The following is a 17,279-nucleotide window of genomic DNA, read 5'->3' on the forward strand; positions in this document are numbered from 1 at the left end:
GTACGAGACCGCCTGATGCGCGCACTTTCCGGCCTGGACACCGCCTTTGTTTACCTTGAAAACGCCCGATCGCCGATGCACATCGGCGGCGTGTACCTGCTGGACGCTGCCGACGCGCCGAAAGATTTTGGCTACGAGGCCTTCTGTGAACACATCCACCGCTGCCTGCCGCTGGCGCCGATGCTGCGCGAACGACTCCTTGAGGTCCCACTCCACCTAACCCACCCGCAGTGGATCCGCGATCCGGATTTTGAGCTGTCGCTGCATCTCCCGCGCTGGGCCCTGCCCGCGCCCGGCGGGCGCAAGGAACTCAGGGAGATGGCCGCACAAAGCTTCTCCCGACCGCTTAACCGCAGCCGGCCACTCTGGGAGCTGGCTTTTGTTGAGGGCGTCAACGGCATCAAAGGCGTATCCCCCGGCTCCTGGGCGATGATCAGCAAGGTCCACCACGCAGCGATCGACGGCGCTTCCGGCGCAGAGCTGATGGGCGTACTGATGGATCTCACCAGCAAGCCGCGACCCGCGCCAATCGACGACGACTGGGAGCCTGAGGAGATACCCAGCGCCGCGCGTCTGGCGATCAGCGCAGCCGCCAGGCTAGGGCTGAAAACCCGCAGCCTGCCCGCGCTGGCGAAGGAAGTCGGCAGCGGCGCAGCCAGGCTCTACGGTCTTTCCCGCGTGACCAAGCTACGTCCGCCGACGCTGCCGCTGAGCGCACCGCCCAGCCGCTTCAACGCCCCCGTGTGTGCTCAGCGCACGTTTTCCGCCGTTGACCTCGGACTCAACCGGATCAAAGCGATCAAAAACGCGGTGCCGGGAACCACGGTCAACGACGTCGTTCTGGCGGTTTGCGCAGGCGGTCTGAGATCGTACCTCCAAGCACATGACGACCTGCCCGATAGGCCGCTCGTCGCCATGGCGCCGATCTCGGTTCGCAGCGAGCAGCAGCGAGGGAAGATGGGCAACCAGGTGTCTGCCATGCTGGTGGGACTGGAAACCCACCGGGATGATCCGCTCGAGCGGCTGAACCAGATTCACCAGAACACCACCAGCTCCAAAGCCTACTCGGGCGCCCTCCCCGCCAACCACCTGATTGAGCTCATCCCAACTTCAACCGCGGCGCTGGCTGCGCGGCTCTATTCACGCACGGCCCTGGGCGACGGTAGACGGCCTTTTTTCAACCTCGTGATCACCAACGTGCCCGGACCGCAGCAGCCGCTGTATCTCGGCGGCGCCCGGGTGTTGAGCACCTACGGCACGGCACCGTTAATAGATGGCCTGGGCCTGATTCTGGTAATCTTTAGCTATGCAGGGCAGCTGTCGATCGGAATCACGTCCTGCGTCAGCCTGGTGCCCGACCCCGAACGTCTTGGCGAGCTGTTTCGACAATCGCTAAGTGAGCTCGAAGAAGTTGCGGGCACTGCAACGCCGGAGGAATCCGGATCGCTGCGCGAGCAGCTCAGCAGCCTGAGCCAGACTGCGGATCGGCTGGAAGCGTATTTGAAGGAACAGGGATGACACGCAAGGTAAAACCGGCTGCAACGAAACGCCCACCCTCTCTATTGCTGCTGGCGCTGGAAGGCCGAGTCGCCGTAGACGCAGCGACAATGGCGCCGATGTTTGCGCTGCGACGATTTCTACCTAAGGGTGACGGCCATCCGGTGCTGTTTCTCCCGGGTTTTTTAACCAGCTCCCGGGCCACCTGGCCGCTGCGGCGCTTCTTCGCGGGCATGAACTATGCCAGCCATCGCTGGAAGCTCGGCACTAACATGGGCTACTCCGAGGAGCTGCGTGGCCGCATCGGCGACCGAATCGCCAACCTCCACCGACGCTATGGCCGCAGGGTGAGCCTTGTAGGCTGGAGCCTTGGCGGCATCTATTGCCGCGAGCTCGCGCGCGACATGCCGGACTGCGTTCGTCAGGTCATCACCATGGGCAGCCCGTTCCGGTGCAACCCCGAATCCACGAACGTGCTTCGCATCTACAACTATGTGACCCAGAACTCGCTGGTTCGCGATCGCGCGATGCTCGACGGGCTGGCAACCCCACCGCCGGTGCCGACCACCGCGCTGTATACCCGCACGGACGGCATCGTTGCCTGGCAGGGAACGGTGGAGAACTCGGCGCGTCACGACGTGCAGAATATCCACGTCGGCGGCCCGCACGTGGGTCTGGGATTCAACGCGCGCGCGCTGATCGCGTTGGCCGATCGCCTGGCCCAGCCGGCGGATGACTGGCAGCGCTTTCGCCCCAAGGGCGTGCTGAAAATGATCTATCAGTCTCACTATCCGGAATGGCTGGTGGGAGCGCCGGAGCCCGACTGGGTCGGGTGACCACGACACAGCAGCCAACCGAACAGGATATCGCCCCATGGACGCCGTACTTCGCACGCCCGACGAGGCGTTCTCCGATCTGCCCGACTATCCCTTTTCACCCAACTACCTGACGGTCACGGATCCGGCGCTCGGCGAGCTCCGCGTTCACTATCTCGACGAAGGCAACGGCCCGGTGGTTCTGCTGCTCCACGGCGAGCCGTCCTGGAGCTATCTCTATCGTAAGATGATCCCGCCGCTGGTAGCCGCCGGCTTTCGCTGCGTGGCGCCCGACCTGGTCGGCTTCGGCCGCTCGGACAAGCCAGCACGCCGCGAGGACTATACCTACAGTGGCCACCTAGACTGGCTGACCCAGACCCTCAACGCGCTTGAGCTCGACCAGATTCATTTGTTCTGCCAGGACTGGGGCGGCTTGCTCGGCTTGCGGCTCGTAGCGGCCGAGCCCGAACGCTTCGCCTCCGTGTGTGCGTCGAACACCATCCTGCCGACCGGCCAGGGTGAACCGTCAACCGCCTTCATCCAGTGGCGCGATTTCTCGCAGTCTGTGCCGGAGTTTCCCACCGGCAAGATCATTGAATCCGGCTGCGCGCGCCCCTTCAGCGATACTGTGAGGGCCGCTTACGATGCGCCATACCCCGACGAACGCTACAAGGCCGGGGCCCGGGCGTTCCCGCCGCTGGTGCCCATCACGGCGGACATCGACGGCGCAACAGAAAACCGGGAAGCCTGGAAGACGCTCGCCGCCTATGAGCGGCCGTTTCTGACGCTGTTTGGCGACTCAGACCCCATTATGGCGGGCGTGGAGAAGTTCTTTCAGTCACGGGTTCCCGGATGCCAGGGCCAGCCACACGCCATCATTGAGCAGGCGGCACATTTTATTCAGGAAGACGCCGGCGAGGAGCTGACGACCCACCTGATTCCCTGGCTGCAGAACCCAAACGCCTGACGCTGGGCCGGTGCCGCTGAGCGGCCCGCTTCAGTCGACCGGCCAGTTCTCCAGCGCGTCGACAAACGCAGCCAGCCACGCATTGGTTTGGAAGGCGTCGAGCGCGCGGTGGTCGATAGAAAGCGTGACGTAGCAGCTCGGCACAATCTGGACCTGGTCCTCGCCGTCCACCTCACGCACGCGAACCCGCTTCTCCAGCTTTCCGACGCCCAGGATGGCCACCTCAGGTTGATTGATGATGATCGGAGCCGCGAGCAGGCTGCCCGACACCCCGTGGTTGGAAATCGTAAAGGTGCCGCCGCGCAGGTCGTCCTGCGTTAGGCCGCCGGTGCGGGCCCGCTCGGTTTTTTCGCCGAGGTCGGCCGCAATTTCGGCCAGCGTGCGGTCCTGAACCCGCTTAATCACGGGCACGATCAGCCCCTGTTCACCGAGCGCAGTGCCGACACCGATATTGACGTCGTCAAAGAGCTGAAGGTGATCGGAATGGAATCGGCTGTTGACCTGGGGCACCGCCCGCATGGCGGCGGCCGCCGCCGCCACAAAATACGCGGTGTAGGTGAGCTTGATACCCTGCTCAGCGAGCGCCGCCTTGTGAGCCTGACGATGTGCGGCCACCGCACTCATGTCGGCCTCGAACAAGCTCGTCACGTGCGGCGACTTCTTGATCGAGTCCATCATGTTGCGGGCAATCGCCCTTCGCATGGCGCTGTGCGGCACCCGTCGCCCTTCCGGCACGCCGGCCTCCGGCGCACGCTGCTCCAGCCAGGAGAGCAGGTTGTCGCGGGTGACGCGGCCGCCTTCGCCGGTACCCGGAATCATCTTCAGGCTGTGAATGGCGTACTGCTCCATCAGCCGGCGAACAGCCGGGCTGATCCGGTCGGCGCCCGGCGCCTCGGCATCAGCGGGCGGAGTCGGCGTGGGCGCGTCGACGACGGCGAGATGTGCGAGAAGCTGGCCGGGGCGGAGCTCCTGTCCAGCCTCAGCGGCCAGGCTGTGAATCGCGCCGCCATCAGACGCCACAATCTCGAGCATCACCTTGTCGGTTTCCACCTCCGCCAATGGCTGACCGGCGGACACCTGCTGACCGGGCTCCACCAGCCAGCGGCCCAGCGTTGCGGCGGTCCCCTCATTGTCTTCGGTGACAAACAGCACCTCGGTCAGCGAGGCGTCAGCGGCACCCGCCACCGCCTCTTTCGTAAGCCGACCGAGCACCGTCCCGGGCTCCAGCTCCTGATCGAGCTCCACCAGCTGCTCTGCGAGAAAGCCCGCGGCAGGTGCGGCGATTTCCACCGTAACCTTATCGGTTTCCAGCTCGGCAACCGGCTGATCGGACTGGACCGCGTCACCGACCGATACCAGCCACCGATTCAGGCGCGCCGTTGTGCCTTCGGTCTGCTCGGCAAAGACGATGTCAAGCTCACTCATAGCGCCAGCAGACGGGCGACGGCCCGCTCGATTTCGTCTTCGCGAGGCACCGCGGCGTTGAGCAGGCCGAGGTTATGGGGGTTGGGAATGTCCGGCATGGTCAGGCGGCGTACCGGGGCGTCGAGCGACCAAAACAGCTCGTCGGCGAGTACGGCAGCCACCTCGGCGCCAAAGCCGGCGGTGAGATTATCCTCGTGAACAATAAGACAGCGGCTGGTCTTCTTGACCGACTCGAGCACCCCTTCCTTATCCCAGGGGCTGATCGTTCGCAGGTCCAGTACCTCGACCGACCCTTCGCGTTTTCGGGCAACCGTTTCGCAACGCTCCACCATGGCGCCCCAGGTGACGATGGTCAGTTTGTCACCCTCAACCACCGTCGCTGCTTTGCCGAACGCGAGCACGTAGTCATCACCCGGATACGGGCGGCGCGACCAGGCGTTGTCGTAGAGATGGCGGTGTTCAAAAAACATCGTGGGGTTATCGCCACGCAGCGCGGCGCGCAGCAGACCCACCGCGTCCTCAGCATGCGAAGGCATCGCCACCTGCCAGCCGACCTTGTGTGCCCATTCCACCTCGTCACACATGGAGTGCCAGGGATCCCCCCGCCGCGCAAAGCCGCCGGGTACCCGCACAACCATCGGGCAAGCAAACCGATTGGCCGTGCGCCAGCGCATGGTGCCCGCATCGGTGATCTGTTCAGCCGCGGGCTCAGCGTACTTGCGGAACTGGATCTCCGGTACCGGCATCAAGCCGGCCACCGCCATGCCGACCGATCGGCCGATAATGCCTTCTTCCGACAGGCTGGTGTCGAACACGCGGCCGTCGCCGTGAGACTCTGCAAGCCCGAGCGTTGCTCCGTGCACACCGCCTTTGGGACCCACGTCCTCGCCAAAAACCAGCACGCGAGGGTTGCTTTTGAGTTCCGCGTCCAGCGTCCGGCGAATGGCCGTAATCAGGTTGATCCGCTGCCCGCTGGGCTGCGGGGTGGTGCTGGACTCAGGAAAACGATGTTGGTCAGCCGCCAGGCCACCCATCATTGGCAGCTCGATACCGCCGTCCGTCTTTTTCTCCGCCATCACGTACCGGCGCAGCTTGCCGGTATCGGGCTCAGGTCGGGCCTGAGCCGCTTCGAGCGCAGAACGGACTTCCTGTTCAACTTCCTGCTCCAGCTCCGCCCAGCCGGCAGCATTGAGCGAGCCCTGCTCTTCTAACCAGTCTTTAAGCTTCGGCAGCGGGTCTCGAGTCTGCTCTTCGGCGATAAACGCCTCGGTCTTGTAGGTCTGCGTATCCTGAAACGTGTGCCCACAGAGGCGTGGCACCTTCAGCCGAAGCAGACAGGCGCCACGACCATCGCGGCAGTGTGCAACCGCCTCGTCGATCAGGCCGGGTGTCACTATCGGGTCGGTACCGTCGCCGTCGAGAATCTTGAGTTCGGGCCAGGCAGCGAGGTTAGCGACATGATCACCGCCCGGGGTCTGGAGCGGCGCCGGCACCGAGATCCCGTAGCCGTTGTCCTCCATGTAAAAGAGCATCGGCAGCTTGAGCGTAGTGGCGATGTTCAGCGCCGACCAAAACCCGTTGGTGGAAGCCGAAGCGTCGCCGCCGGTTGCCACCGCGATCGCGCCGCGCCACTGCGCCTGCTTCAGCTCGTCTGTGCGATAGGCAATCGCCTGCGCCCAGCCCACCGCCGGCGTGTATTGAGCGCCCACGCCGCCACTCATGGGCAGCAGCGTTGCGCCGCGCCCGAGGCGTCCTGCTCCCGGCAGATTGCAGACCACACCGATGTCGCGCCCGTCGCTGTAGCCGCCGCTGCGCGCCAGCGGCGCGGCGAAGGCGTCCTCGGACGTGAGCCCCAGCGCCAGCGCAAGGGGGCGCGACCGGTAGTAGCCGGTGGCGCCGTCGTGCGTATGGGTCAGTCGGCTCCCTAGCAGAATCTGCGCAAAATCATGGCCGCGGGCAGAAAATTGATTGAAGACCTGACGAGCCGGCACCAGCTCCGTCTCTTCGATATGATCGATGAGTCGACTGGTGAGCAGCAGACGTGAGATCTGCAGCCAGTCGACGGCAGTGGGATCCGGGATGGTGTCTAGGGCGGCCTGTTGGTCCATCAGTACCTCCAGCACGTGCGCCAATTCAGCTTGTCGATTGGCGGCGCGCAGCGGGTTTACGCTACATTTCAGATCAGACCATAATGGCTCCCATGGCCAACCTGATACCTGATTACCAATGCTAATGAGATTTTCTGTATCATAAAATTGCTATGTTAATCAGGAAACAACCATTCTCATGACGCTTCCTGCCCTGGCCCAGGACACGCTCGAACCCCTGATCGCCGCTTTTCGCAGCCGCCGACCGCTTCGCGCCGGGTCGCTGATCATCACGGTGTTTGGCGACACCATCTCGCAGCACGGCAACTGCGTCTGGCTAGGCAGCCTGATCCGCGCCCTGGCGCCGCTCGGTCTGAGCGAGCGCCTGATTCGGACCTCGGTCTATCGCCTGTCCCAGGACGACTGGCTGACCAGCGAGCAGATTGGGCGTCGGTCTTACTACAGCTTCAGCGCCAAGGGCCTTCGTAGCTACCGCAGCGCCGCCCAGCGGATTTACAACCTGGGGCAATCGGTGTGGGACGGACAATGGATGCTCGTGCTGGCCGGATTTCTGACCGACCGGGAGCGCGACGCGCTGCGGCGCGAGCTGCAGTGGCTCGGCTACGGCACGCTCTCTCCGGGCATGATGGCGCACCCGAGCCACGACCGCACCGCGCTCGATGAAACCCTGGCCGACATGAATCTGGCTGGCAAGGTGACGGTCCTTAGCGCCCAAACCGAGGACGATGCCTCGCTGGAAGTGCTCCAGCAGCTCGCGGTGAAAAGCTGGAAGCTGAAGGAGCTGGGTGAGAGCTACCGGGCGTTTTGCAGCGCCTACCAGCCGTCGCTGCAGGCGTTGGAAAACGGCGAGCTGCTGTCAGACCACGCTTGCTTCCTGCTGCGCACGCTGCTGATTCACGACTACCGGCGGCTGCTGCTCCGAGACGCAGACCTCCCCGAGGAGCTTCTGGCCAAAACCTGGCCCGGTCGCGAGGCGCTGGCGCTCACGACCCGGCTCTATCGGCTGCTTGGCCCAACCGTATCGGACTATGTCTGCCACCACCTCGAAGGCAAGTCAGGCCTGTTGCCGGGGCCGGGAGCCGATTTTGCTCAGCGCTTTTCGGCAGGCAGCGCCAGCCAATAGCCCTGCTCCCGGATAACGTGCACGGACACGTCGTATAACTCGCTCAGGCGCGCCCCCGTCAGCAGCCGCTCCGGCGAATCATCCGCTTCGACTCGCCCGGCCTTGAGAAAGATCACCCTTTCAACCTGCGGCAGGATCTCGTGCACATGGTGGGTGGCCAAAACGAGCTTGATGCCGCCGTCCAGCAGCCGGTGAAACTCTTCGAGCAGCGCAAACGCTGCGCCGGGATCAAGGCCAGCCAGCGGCTCATCCAGCACCAGATGCCGGGGCTTTGTCGCCAGCGCGCGAGCCAGCAGGCAGCGGCGCTGCTGGCCGGTCGACATACGGGCATAAAGGGATCGGCCGTTCAGCGAAAAACGATCGAGCAACACATCGGCGGTTTCCTGCTCTTGATCGCTGTAGCGATACACGATGCCCGAGGTACCGAGACTGGCGGAAAACCTAGACAGCACGGCTTCCCGAGCAGTCGCCGCGCTGGGAAAGGTCTGCTGCAGGTCGTGCGAAACCAATCCCAGCTTCGCCTGATAGCGTCGGGTTTCAAAGCGGCTTTCGCCGAGGATCTTCAGCGACGACTCAGGCTTGGGGGCTGGATAAATCTCTCGCGCCAGCAGCTTAAGCAGCGTGGACTTGCCGGCGCCGTTAGGGCCCAGGATCGCCACGTTTTCGTGCTGACCGATCGTGAGGGAAAGGCTAGCAAAGACCTGGGTCGGCCCTCGCCAACATTCGACATTTCTCAGCTCGATGAGCGCGGGCTCTGACACGGCTTGGGTGACCTAAATGCTGCACGAGGAAAACCAGTGTCCTGTTTGGCAAGTTCGTTTTATTTCCGCGCGCGCCTTGGCCCGGGTGGTCCCCGGGCCAAGGCTCGCAACGGGGCTCTGAAACGCAACGAACTTGCCAAACAGGACACTAGACCGGCCGCCATGATGCGCGTCACACTTCTGCGCCGCAAGGCTTCGTAAGATGCGGCTACTGCAGTTTGGCTGGATGTCTTGATGACGCTTCAACTACTCGTGCGCACGTGTCTACGGGCCGCCCTGTTTACCGGGCTGCTCGCCTTTGCGGTTGCGACGGGCCAGGCGGGTCAGAACAGCTCGCCTCGGATCCTGGCGTTCAGCAAGACCGAAGGCTTCCGTCATGGCTCAATCAGCAGCGCGCTGACCGCCATCGAAAACCTAGGCGCCCAACATGGTTTCGCCGTGGACGCCACCGAAGACGCGACGGCTTTCACCGACGCCAACCTGGCGAACTACGCCGCCGTGGCCTTTGTGCTCACCAGCGGCAACGTGCTCAACGACTCACAGCAGGAGGCTTTTGAGCGCTACATCCAGGCGGGCGGCGGCTATGTGGGCGTGCACTCGGCCAGCGATACCGAGTACCAGTGGCCATGGTACGGAGGCCTGGTGGGCGCCTATTTTCAGCGACACCCGGCGCAGCAGACGGCGACTCTGACCGTCGAAGACCCGGACCATCCGTCTACCCGTAACCTGCCTACCACCCTCAGCCGTTTCGACGAATGGTACGACTTTCGAACCAATCCCCGCGGCGCGGTCAACGTACTCATGACCATCGATGAATCGACTTACAACGGCGGTCAGATGGGCCCGGATCACCCGCTGGTTTGGTTTCACGAGTATGACGGCGGCCGTTCCTGGTACACCGCCATGGGCCACACGAGCGCCAGCTATACCGAACCTGAGTTCGTTTCGCATTTGCTCGGCGGCATCCAATATGCCGCCAATCTTGAGGGTCCGCTGACCGTCGACGCCAGCGGTCAATGGTTTGTCCGCCAGAACTCGGGGCGGCCGTTTTTTATGGCGGGCGCCGGCGGACCGGAGGGTTTTCTTTATGAGACTGACGCCCGAAAACAGGAGATTGTGGATCAGCTCGTGGCCAGCGGCGCCAACGCGCTTTATATGCACTCCATCCGGTCATTCGAAGGCGACGGCTATGATTTTGAGGATCCGTTCAACGTCAACAATGACCCCACCAGCGGGATCGCTCCTGGCGTGTTCGACAACTGGCGAAGCTTTCTAACGCAGCTCGATCAGGCCGAGATCGTCACGTGGTTCCACGTGATCGACGACACGGCGCGACCGTGGGGCTGTGACGTGCCGCTCAGCCAGGATGCTGTCGACTACATCGAAGCGCTCGTCAACGCCTTTAAGGACCTAGACCACCTGGTGTGGCTGGCGGGCGAGGAGTACCTCATGGGACGCTGCACCACCGGGGAGGATAATGATCTGATGTCCGCCATCGCCGCGGAAATCCGGCGGCACGACCCGGTGCACCCGATCGGCGTCCATCACAACAACGGCCAGGCCATGCAGTTTGGCACGGATCCCAACGTCAACGTGTTTGCCCAGCAGATCTGCGGAAACGCCAGCACCCGCAGCCCCGCCGGCGTCCACGGCGAGGCTGAGCAGGGCAGCTGGGTGTACGTGATGTCGGAGTGCCACCCCTGGCACCTGAACCTCCTCGGCAATGGGGATCGCACCCCCATCCGGCAATCAAACTGGGGCAGCGCCATGGGCGGGGGCTACGTGCTCCTCTACAACGCCTACGAGTGCGCGGAAGCCGGCCGCCTGTGCAGCCGCGACTCGAATGGCAATCCCACGAGCGCTGTTGACCCACACGACCCCACGCCCGAGATGCTGGCCGATCTTCGCCGGCTGCGCGAGTTTATGGAGGCATCAGGCTTCAGCACGCTGACACCACGAGACGACCTGGCGGCGGCGGACACGCTTTGGGTGCTGGCCAACACGACAACTCAGAATTACGTGCTGTACGACCTCGACTCGCCGGGTTCGATGGGCGTCAGCGGCCTCGCCGTCGGAGGCTACAGCCTGACCTGGTTTGACCCGAGCAGCGGAGCTTCCCTGACCCAGACGCGAAATGCCAGCGACGCGCCGTTTGCTGTGCCTGCGCAGTTCGGTACCGAGGTCGCGCTGCATCTGGCGCCCTCCGGGACGCTCGGCAACCGGGCTCCGCTGGCCAGTCCGGACAGCTACAGCACCGACGTAGACCAAACGCTCATCGTTGCAGCGCCCGGTATCCTGGACAATGACAGCGACCTCGACGGAGACGCGCTGACGGCGGTGCTCGTGGACGACCCGGCGAGCGGCACCCTGGATCTGTCGGACAACGGCGGCTTCAGCTTCACGCCGGCAGCCGGCTTCAGCGGCGCCGTCAGCTTCACCTACGAAGCATCGGACGGCCTGCTGAACTCCCCAACTACCAGCGTCAGCATCAGCGTTGGCCAGCAGCCCATCACGCTGGAGCTGATCGACGCCGCCGGTGACGTCGACGCCGGCCCGCTATCCAACGGCTCAAACCTGGCGCTCGCCACGCTTGGCTTCTCGGAGTTTTCGGTAAGAACCGAACGGCTGCCGCTCGGCACTGCGAGCGTCCGTTTCACGCTGACTGGCCCGGTCTCCGAGAGCCGAACCGAAAACGTTGCGCCCTACACGTTGTTCGGCGACAGCAATGGCGACTTTGCCGGAGCGGTCATCCTGACGGGAAGCTACGCGCTGCGGGTCGAGGCTTTCGCCAGCGCCAACGCCAGCGGCCAGGTACTGGCCGATGTCACGGTGAATTTTTCGGTCAGCGATCTCAGCACGCTCATCTTTTCAGACGGCTTTGAATAGCCCCGCGCCACGCGGCGATCTGGCCGCGCGCCTACGCTGGGGTGGCGCTAAGCGTCAGAGTCCTGCCAGGCCTTGAGCTGCTGAAGAAGACGGTGCTGGACCATGCCGCTGCGCTCAAAGTGTGCAACCGCGTCAGCAAGCGGCGCGGTGGGATCCTCCGCGCTGCGGTCGACCTGGTAGCGGGCATAGGCCAACGCCGCACGGTAGTAAGGTATGAACGGTTGCTGCCTCGCCTGCTGATCTTCGACGCAGACCGCATAGGCGGCGACCACCGCGGGCCAGTTCTGCTCATGAATCATCAGGTCGCCGAGCTGACGGTACGCCGGCAGCCGCGCCGGGTCGTCCGCGGGTAACTCAAGCAGCATCGCTCGGAGCGCGTCAATCGCCGCCTCGGCCTCGCCGAGATGGTAGCGGCTACCCCAATCGGCAACGCGCATAATCTTCAGGCGGGAGTGGTCGGCTGGCAGACTGCCAGCCAGCAGATTCCTGGCCTCGCCGAACGTTGTCACGGCCTCCTGATGCCGATTCGCCCACCCCAGAACGTGCCCCAGGCCCTGCAGCACAAACCCCATGCGGACCGACTGACCGTCGCCGGCGGCTTCCAGGATCGCCGCCGCCTTCCCCTCGTTTTCGATGGCGGCCTCGTAGTCTCCGACATTGGAAAAAGCGGTAGCGACGTTATGGTAATCCACCGCCAGCCTGATGCTCTCAGGCCCGTAAACCTTCTCGCGCTGCGCGAGCACCTGCTGATGCGCCCTAAGACCACCCTGCATATCTCCGCGGCGCCCGGCCAGCGTCGCGAGGCGGTTGTAGTTTACGAGCTTCCGCGCCGCAGCTTCGGTCTCCGGCAGCTTGTCCAGCTCCTGCAGTGAGCGCCGCACCGCCTCCTCGGCCCCATCAAAGTCCTCCCGATCCATCAGCAGCCCGGAGAGCACGGACCAGCTGTAGCTGAGGTCTTTCGGACTCGCGTTTTCCAGCTGCAGCATCAGGTCATGCCCCTGCCGGGCAATGCCGAAGGCCTGTTCGGTGCGTCCGAGCTGCCATAGCCCCTCGGCCGCCACCAGGCTCATGTCGGCAAGCCCGGCCGGATAATCCTGCAGCCGCTCTGACGCCAGCTCGGCCAGGCGAGTGTAGGCCGCCTCGATGACGGCCGGGCCCGACTGATCGTTGGGTGACGTTGTTCGGATCGCATCCACAACCAGATCCTTGACGCGCTCGGTGCGCTCGCGGCTCTGTTCGGCGGAACGATAGGCCAGCGTTGCGGCCACAACACCCGCCGCCAGGGAACCGATTACCACGGCTGTCGCCAGGCGTATGAGCATACGCGGCCGCGCCGTGGCAATTGCCCTGAGCTGTTCCACCACCTCTGATGCGTCGGGACGCTCGTCAGGATCGGCGGAAAGCATCCGCCGCAGCAGCCGCCGCCAGCGCCGGGCAACAGATTCGAAACTTACCGTGGCTCCACCCCGGTGTAGCGCGTCAAGCGATTCAAAAGACTCTGCTTCAACCGGAAACCGACTCAGCAGCGCAAAATAAAGCGTGGCGCCCAGGCCGTAGATGTCGGTGGCAGCCGTCGCGGGACCGCCGGTGAACTGCTCCGGCGCCATTACCAGCGGCGAGCCGGCGCTGGACGTTTGCTGTTCCAATCCCTGAGCAGCCCCGAAGTCCATCAACACCGGCGTCCCGTCGGTCTGAATCATGATATTGGCAGGCTTGATGTCGCCATGCACCATGCCGCGGCGGTGGATCAACGTGAGCGCGTCTCCCAGCCCCAGCGCCATCTCCACCGCCCGCTTCGGGCTCAGATGACACTGATCGTCGATGACCTGCTGCAGCGTGCTGCCCTCGAGCAGGTCTGACCAGATGCCGGTACGGCCATCTGCGCTGTCGGCCCCGTGCACCGCCAGGATGTTGACGTGGCGCACCCGGGCCATCTGCTGTGCCTCGGCGATCAGCTGACGGTCGCGGCTTTCGCTGACGCGGCCGTCGCGGATCAGCTTCAGGGCCACGCGCCGGCGCAGCACGGTGTCCCAGGCCTGATAAACCGTGCCGAACCCTCCCTGCCCCAGCTCTCGTTCGACCCGCAGGTGGCGCCACTCAAAAAGACAGGGGGCCTCGGATTCCGGCATCGCCAATGCGGCTCGATGTGCATTAGCGATCCGGCCCAGGCCGGCCAGGTTGCTGCTGACTCGGTCGGTATCATCGACGCCCTCCGGCAGGGACTCGCCGGCTGTGGCGCCAGCCGCCGAGTCAGCGATACGCGCCGCCAGCGCCTCCTGTTCAGGCGTCATCGTCGGCGGGACCGGTCGGCATGTTCTCCGCGAGTTCGGCCAGCGCCCGCACGATCATCATACGCGTCGAGTTGGCTGAGGAACGCTCAAGCTCCCGGGCGATTTCCTCGTACGTCATCCCAAACTCGATGCGCATGATGATAGCCACCCGCTTTTCCTCCGGCAGCTTGGAGAGCGCGTCTTCATAGGCGGACATCAGCTCCCCGCCCACGGCGTTTTCCACCACCGAAACCTCGCTGGCGATCCGCTCCTCGGTGAGCGGCAGCTGGTTGGGTCGACGGGTGAGGCGCCGGATTTCATCGCGTAATACGTTCATCAAGATGGCCCGCAGATAGGCCAGAAAAGCGCCCGGCTTCTCCGCTTCAAAACTGTCCAGCTTGTTTAACGCTCGCATGAACGTGACCTGCACAAGATCGTCGGTTTCCGACAGATCTCGAACGTATGCCGGCAGCCGGCCGTGGGCCCACTGGCGCATTAATGGCAGATAGCGCTCGACCAGACGATCGCGCGCGGCGCTATCGCCGTCTCGATAAAGGCGGATCAGCTGGGTCGTATTGGAAAGCGCTTCAGCCAAACGTCGGGCCGAAGAGGTGGGCGGCGGCCATGCTGCCCGGGGATAAATCGATCACTGGCTTGCGGCTTCCCTGCGGGTTTGAAGCTCACATTCTAGCGACTCGCAGTAGGAATTCGACCGAGCCCGAGTCCACCGCAGATCTGAATTGATGGGGTCAGAGTAAAGGGACAGAGTAAACGCGGTTTACTCTGTCCCTTTACTCTGACCCCAAAGAACATGGCCAGTGTCTCCATGACCCGGAAGAACGCCCCGGTCGCAATAGCGGCCGGGGCGATGACGGATTGGGTCCGTCGAGAGGAACTACAGCTCAGCCAGCCACTCGTCGTCCGACTCTTCCGTGATGCCTTCGAACAGCGGCGTCGTCATATAGCGTTCGCCGGTGTCCGGCAGCATTACCAGGATGGTGTCGCCGGCGCTGGCTTTCTCGGCGACCTGTAGGCCGGCAGCGAGCGTGGCGCCACCGGAGATACCGGTAAAGATGCCCTCGTGCGTCGACAGGTGACGTGAGGCCGCGATGGACTCCTCGTCGGTGACCAGCACCATATCGTCGTACACCTCGCGGTTGAGCACCCCGGGAATGAAATCCGGCGTCCAGCCCTGAATCTTGTGTGGCGCCCAGTCGTTGCCGGACAGCAGCGCGGCACCCGCCGGCTCGGTAGCCACAATCTTAACCTCGGGTCGCGCCAGCTTGATCATCTCTCCGGCGCCGGTCATGGTGCCGCCGGTACCCCAGCCGGTCACCCAGTAGTCCAGCTGGCGGTTGGCGAAGTCGCGCAGGATTTCCGGGCCGGTGGTGTTGCGGTGGTAAGCGGGGTTCGCCGGGTTTTCGAACTGGCTCGCCCAGAACCAGCCGTGCGTCTCCGCCAGCTCTTTCGCGCGCTTGACCATGCCCGTACCGCGTTCAGCGGCGGGCGTCAGAATCACTTTTGCCCCCAGGGCTTTCATGATCTTGCGCCGCTCGATGGAAAATGTTTCGACCATGGTGGCCACAAACGGATACCCTTTGGCAGCGCAAACCATCGCCAGCGCAATACCGGTGTTTCCGGAGGTGGCCTCTACAACGGTCTGGCCGGGTTTCAGCGCGCCGCGCTTCTCCGCGTCTTCGATGATGGCGTAGGCGAGTCGGTCTTTCACCGAGCTCAGCGGATTAAACGCCTCACACTTCACAAAGATGTCCACATTATCCGGGCCGGTGCGCGTGAGTTTGACCACCGGCGTGTTGCCAATGGTGTCCAGAATCGAGTCGTAAATCATGTTGTTTCCTTCACTATTCTTGTTGAAAGCTGCCCTGGCCGGAGCCGGTTTGCCGTCGCTGCCGCTGAACGGACCTGACCGAGCAATCCTTATGCCGCTTGACCCCTAGGGCTCACACAACAGCCAGTGGACCTATTCGATTTCTTGTCTGAGCAGCCCACTACGCTGCTTTGTGGCCCACAGACGCCAGGGCTGGTGCAAATGTCTCAGTGACCTTCGATTCTGGCATCTTTTGCAACACCTGACCCAGGATCAGCAGCGCTGGCGACTGGACGTCGAAACGCTCCGCCGCCTGATCCACGGTTTCCAGCGTCGACCGAATCACCCGCTGCCCTTTTCGAGAGCCATTTTCAATGAGTGCTGCCGGAGTCTCCAGCGCTTTGCCATCGGCAATGAGGCGCTCTTTGAGAATCGCCAGCTGCCGGATCGGCATATAAAACACCAGCGTTTGGCCGTCGTGCGCCATCCCGCGCGTATCCAGGCATTCTAGCTGCTTCTGACAATGGGCCGTCGCCAGGACGACCGAGTGCGCCAGTTCTCGGTGAGTGAGACTGATCCCAGCGGCAGCGGCACAGCCGGCGGCTGCCGTGACCCCCGGAACCAGCTCGACAGAAATGTCCGCTTCGTGCGCAGCATCCAGCTCCTCTCCCGCGCGGGCGAAGAGCGTGGGATCACCGCCTTTGAGCCGGCAAACGACCTTGCCCGCCTTCGCGTGGCTGACGATCAGTTGATTGATCTGCGCCTGACTGAAGGAGTGGTGGCCCGCCTGCTTGCCAACATTGATGAATTCTGCGTCGCGCCGGGCTCGCTCCAGGATGCCCGGACCCACCAGCCGGTCGTAAATGACCACGTCCGCCTGCTGCAGAACCTGAGCGGCCTTGAGCGTCAGCAGGTCCGGATCACCAGGACCCGCTCCCACCAGCCAGATCCGCCCGTTATCGGTTTCCGCCTGCTGCAGCTCTTCATCGATCACCTGTTCGGGATCAGCGTCACCCTGTAAACCACGCGTCACGATCCGCTCCCAGACGTGCCGTCGCGGCAGAAGGTCCGGAATCTGCGCGGCGATCCGATCGCGTGCCCGGCGCGCTGCCAGCGCCAGTTCGCCGAGCCGGTCGGGCAGCAGGTTTTCCAGCCAGGCACGCACGCGCCGCGCCAGCACGGGCATGGCACCACCAGAGCTGATCGCCACCACCAGCGGCGAGCGATCGACGATCGCCGGGGAGATGTAGTTACAGAGCGCCGGTTGGTCAACAACGTTCACCAGCAGGCCGCGCTCGCTAGCGACCTTAGCCACCTGAGCGTTGACGGAGTCGTCGTCGGTGGCAGCGATCACCAGCGCCACGTCCTCCAGGTGGTCCGGGACAAAGCGCTCCGCGAACCAGGCCAGCTCGTGGCGGTCGACGCGCTCCTGAAGCTCCTCACAGAGCTCCGGCGAGACCACCGTGATGCGGTCCGCGGCCCTCGCCAGCAGACGGATTTTGCGGGCGGCAATCTCACCCCCACCCACGACCAGGCACTTGCGCCCCTTGAGGTCGGCAAAAATTGGCAGGTATTCCATGGAAGTTTTCGGGCGATATG

General features: G+C 63.8%; 12 protein-coding genes. 5 read left to right on the plus strand and 7 right to left on the minus strand.

Features of this window, described 5'->3' with window-relative positions; all coding sequences use genetic code 11:
- Positions 1–15 precede the first annotated feature (15 nt).
- From AAF358_05330 to AAF358_05340, 3 genes are read left to right on the plus strand one after another with little or no spacing between them, the layout of a single operon-like run.
- Entirely contained in the window at positions 16–1,518 is a 1,503-nt protein-coding gene (locus AAF358_05330) for a wax ester/triacylglycerol synthase family O-acyltransferase (GenBank protein ID MEM7704952.1), read from the plus strand.
- Positions 1,515–2,333: an alpha/beta hydrolase gene (locus tag AAF358_05335; GenBank protein MEM7704953.1), complete on the plus strand. Its 819-nt coding sequence runs from the start codon at positions 1,515–1,517 to the stop codon at positions 2,331–2,333. The genes AAF358_05330 and AAF358_05335 overlap by 4 nt, the downstream gene beginning before the upstream one ends.
- A gap of 37 nt (positions 2,334–2,370) precedes the next feature.
- Positions 2,371–3,279 (plus strand): haloalkane dehalogenase, encoded by a 909-nt coding sequence (locus tag AAF358_05340; protein MEM7704954.1) that lies wholly within the window; start codon positions 2,371–2,373, stop codon positions 3,277–3,279.
- A 30-nt stretch (positions 3,280–3,309) separates the two neighbouring features.
- Here AAF358_05340 and AAF358_05345 read toward each other — a convergent pair whose 3' ends face one another.
- Both AAF358_05345 and AAF358_05350 read right to left on the minus strand, forming a co-directional pair.
- The gene (locus AAF358_05345) at positions 3,310–4,704 is read right to left on the minus strand and encodes a 2-oxo acid dehydrogenase subunit E2 (protein ID MEM7704955.1); all 1,395 of its coding nucleotides are present in this window, start codon (positions 4,702–4,704) and stop codon (positions 3,310–3,312) included.
- Positions 4,701–6,812 (minus strand): transketolase C-terminal domain-containing protein, encoded by a 2,112-nt coding sequence (locus AAF358_05350; protein ID MEM7704956.1) that lies wholly within the window; start codon positions 6,810–6,812, stop codon positions 4,701–4,703. The genes AAF358_05345 and AAF358_05350 overlap by 4 nt, the downstream gene beginning before the upstream one ends.
- 178 nt (positions 6,813–6,990) lie before the next feature.
- Between AAF358_05350 and paaX the strand changes: the two genes are divergently transcribed.
- Positions 6,991–7,935, plus strand: coding sequence for a phenylacetic acid degradation operon negative regulatory protein PaaX (gene paaX / locus AAF358_05355; protein MEM7704957.1), 945 nt, complete (start codon positions 6,991–6,993; stop codon positions 7,933–7,935).
- Here the strand turns inward: paaX and AAF358_05360 are convergent.
- Entirely contained in the window at positions 7,902–8,696 is a 795-nt protein-coding gene (locus AAF358_05360; GenBank protein MEM7704958.1) for an ATP-binding cassette domain-containing protein, read from the minus strand. The two genes, paaX and AAF358_05360, sit on opposite strands and share 34 nt — an antisense overlap.
- A 234-nt stretch (positions 8,697–8,930) precedes the next feature.
- Here AAF358_05360 and AAF358_05365 point away from each other — a divergent pair, with 234 nt between their 5' ends.
- The gene (locus AAF358_05365; GenBank protein MEM7704959.1) at positions 8,931–11,582 is read left to right on the plus strand and encodes a ThuA domain-containing protein; all 2,652 of its coding nucleotides are present in this window, start codon (positions 8,931–8,933) and stop codon (positions 11,580–11,582) included.
- 47 nt (positions 11,583–11,629) lie between these two features.
- Here the strand turns inward: AAF358_05365 and AAF358_05370 are convergent, their stop codons facing one another.
- The 4 genes from AAF358_05370 to cysG form a co-directional block, all read right to left on the minus strand.
- Positions 11,630–13,873, minus strand: a complete 2,244-nt coding sequence (locus AAF358_05370) for a serine/threonine-protein kinase (GenBank protein ID MEM7704960.1) — start codon at positions 13,871–13,873, stop codon at positions 11,630–11,632.
- Complete coding sequence (locus AAF358_05375) at positions 13,863–14,447, minus strand: sigma-70 family RNA polymerase sigma factor (GenBank protein MEM7704961.1); 585 nt, start codon at positions 14,445–14,447, stop codon at positions 13,863–13,865. The genes AAF358_05370 and AAF358_05375 overlap by 11 nt, the downstream gene beginning before the upstream one ends.
- 300 nt (positions 14,448–14,747) lie before the next feature.
- Complete coding sequence (gene cysK / locus AAF358_05380) at positions 14,748–15,701, minus strand: cysteine synthase A (GenBank protein MEM7704962.1); 954 nt, start codon at positions 15,699–15,701, stop codon at positions 14,748–14,750.
- 160 nt (positions 15,702–15,861) lie between these two features.
- Positions 15,862–17,259, minus strand: a complete 1,398-nt coding sequence (gene cysG, locus AAF358_05385) for a siroheme synthase CysG (GenBank protein ID MEM7704963.1) — start codon at positions 17,257–17,259, stop codon at positions 15,862–15,864.
- Positions 17,260–17,279 lie beyond the last annotated feature (20 nt).

The sequence above is a fragment of the Pseudomonadota bacterium genome (assembly GCA_039033415.1).
GTDB lineage: Bacteria > Pseudomonadota > Gammaproteobacteria > Xanthomonadales > SZUA-38 > JANQOZ01.

What these genes read in the sequence shown, in the direction of transcription:
- AAF358_05330 (MEM7704952.1), top strand. Translation starts at nt 16, where the DNA reads ATGCGCGCACTTTCCGGCCTGGACACCGCCTTTGTTTACCTTGAAAAC.
- AAF358_05335 (MEM7704953.1), top strand. Translation starts at nt 1,515, where the DNA reads ATGACACGCAAGGTAAAACCGGCTGCAACGAAACGCCCACCCTCTCTA.
- AAF358_05340 (MEM7704954.1), top strand. Translation starts at nt 2,371, where the DNA reads ATGGACGCCGTACTTCGCACGCCCGACGAGGCGTTCTCCGATCTGCCC.
- AAF358_05345 (MEM7704955.1), bottom strand. Translation starts at nt 4,704, where the DNA reads ATGAGTGAGCTTGACATCGTCTTTGCCGAGCAGACCGAAGGCACAACG.
- AAF358_05350 (MEM7704956.1), bottom strand. Translation starts at nt 6,812, where the DNA reads ATGGACCAACAGGCCGCCCTAGACACCATCCCGGATCCCACTGCCGTC.
- paaX (MEM7704957.1), top strand. Translation starts at nt 6,991, where the DNA reads ATGACGCTTCCTGCCCTGGCCCAGGACACGCTCGAACCCCTGATCGCC.
- AAF358_05365 (MEM7704959.1), top strand. Translation starts at nt 8,931, where the DNA reads ATGACGCTTCAACTACTCGTGCGCACGTGTCTACGGGCCGCCCTGTTT.
- AAF358_05370 (MEM7704960.1), bottom strand. Translation starts at nt 13,873, where the DNA reads ATGACGCCTGAACAGGAGGCGCTGGCGGCGCGTATCGCTGACTCGGCG.
- cysK (MEM7704962.1), bottom strand. Translation starts at nt 15,701, where the DNA reads ATGATTTACGACTCGATTCTGGACACCATTGGCAACACGCCGGTGGTC.
- cysG (MEM7704963.1), bottom strand. Translation starts at nt 17,259, where the DNA reads ATGGAATACCTGCCAATTTTTGCCGACCTCAAGGGGCGCAAGTGCCTG.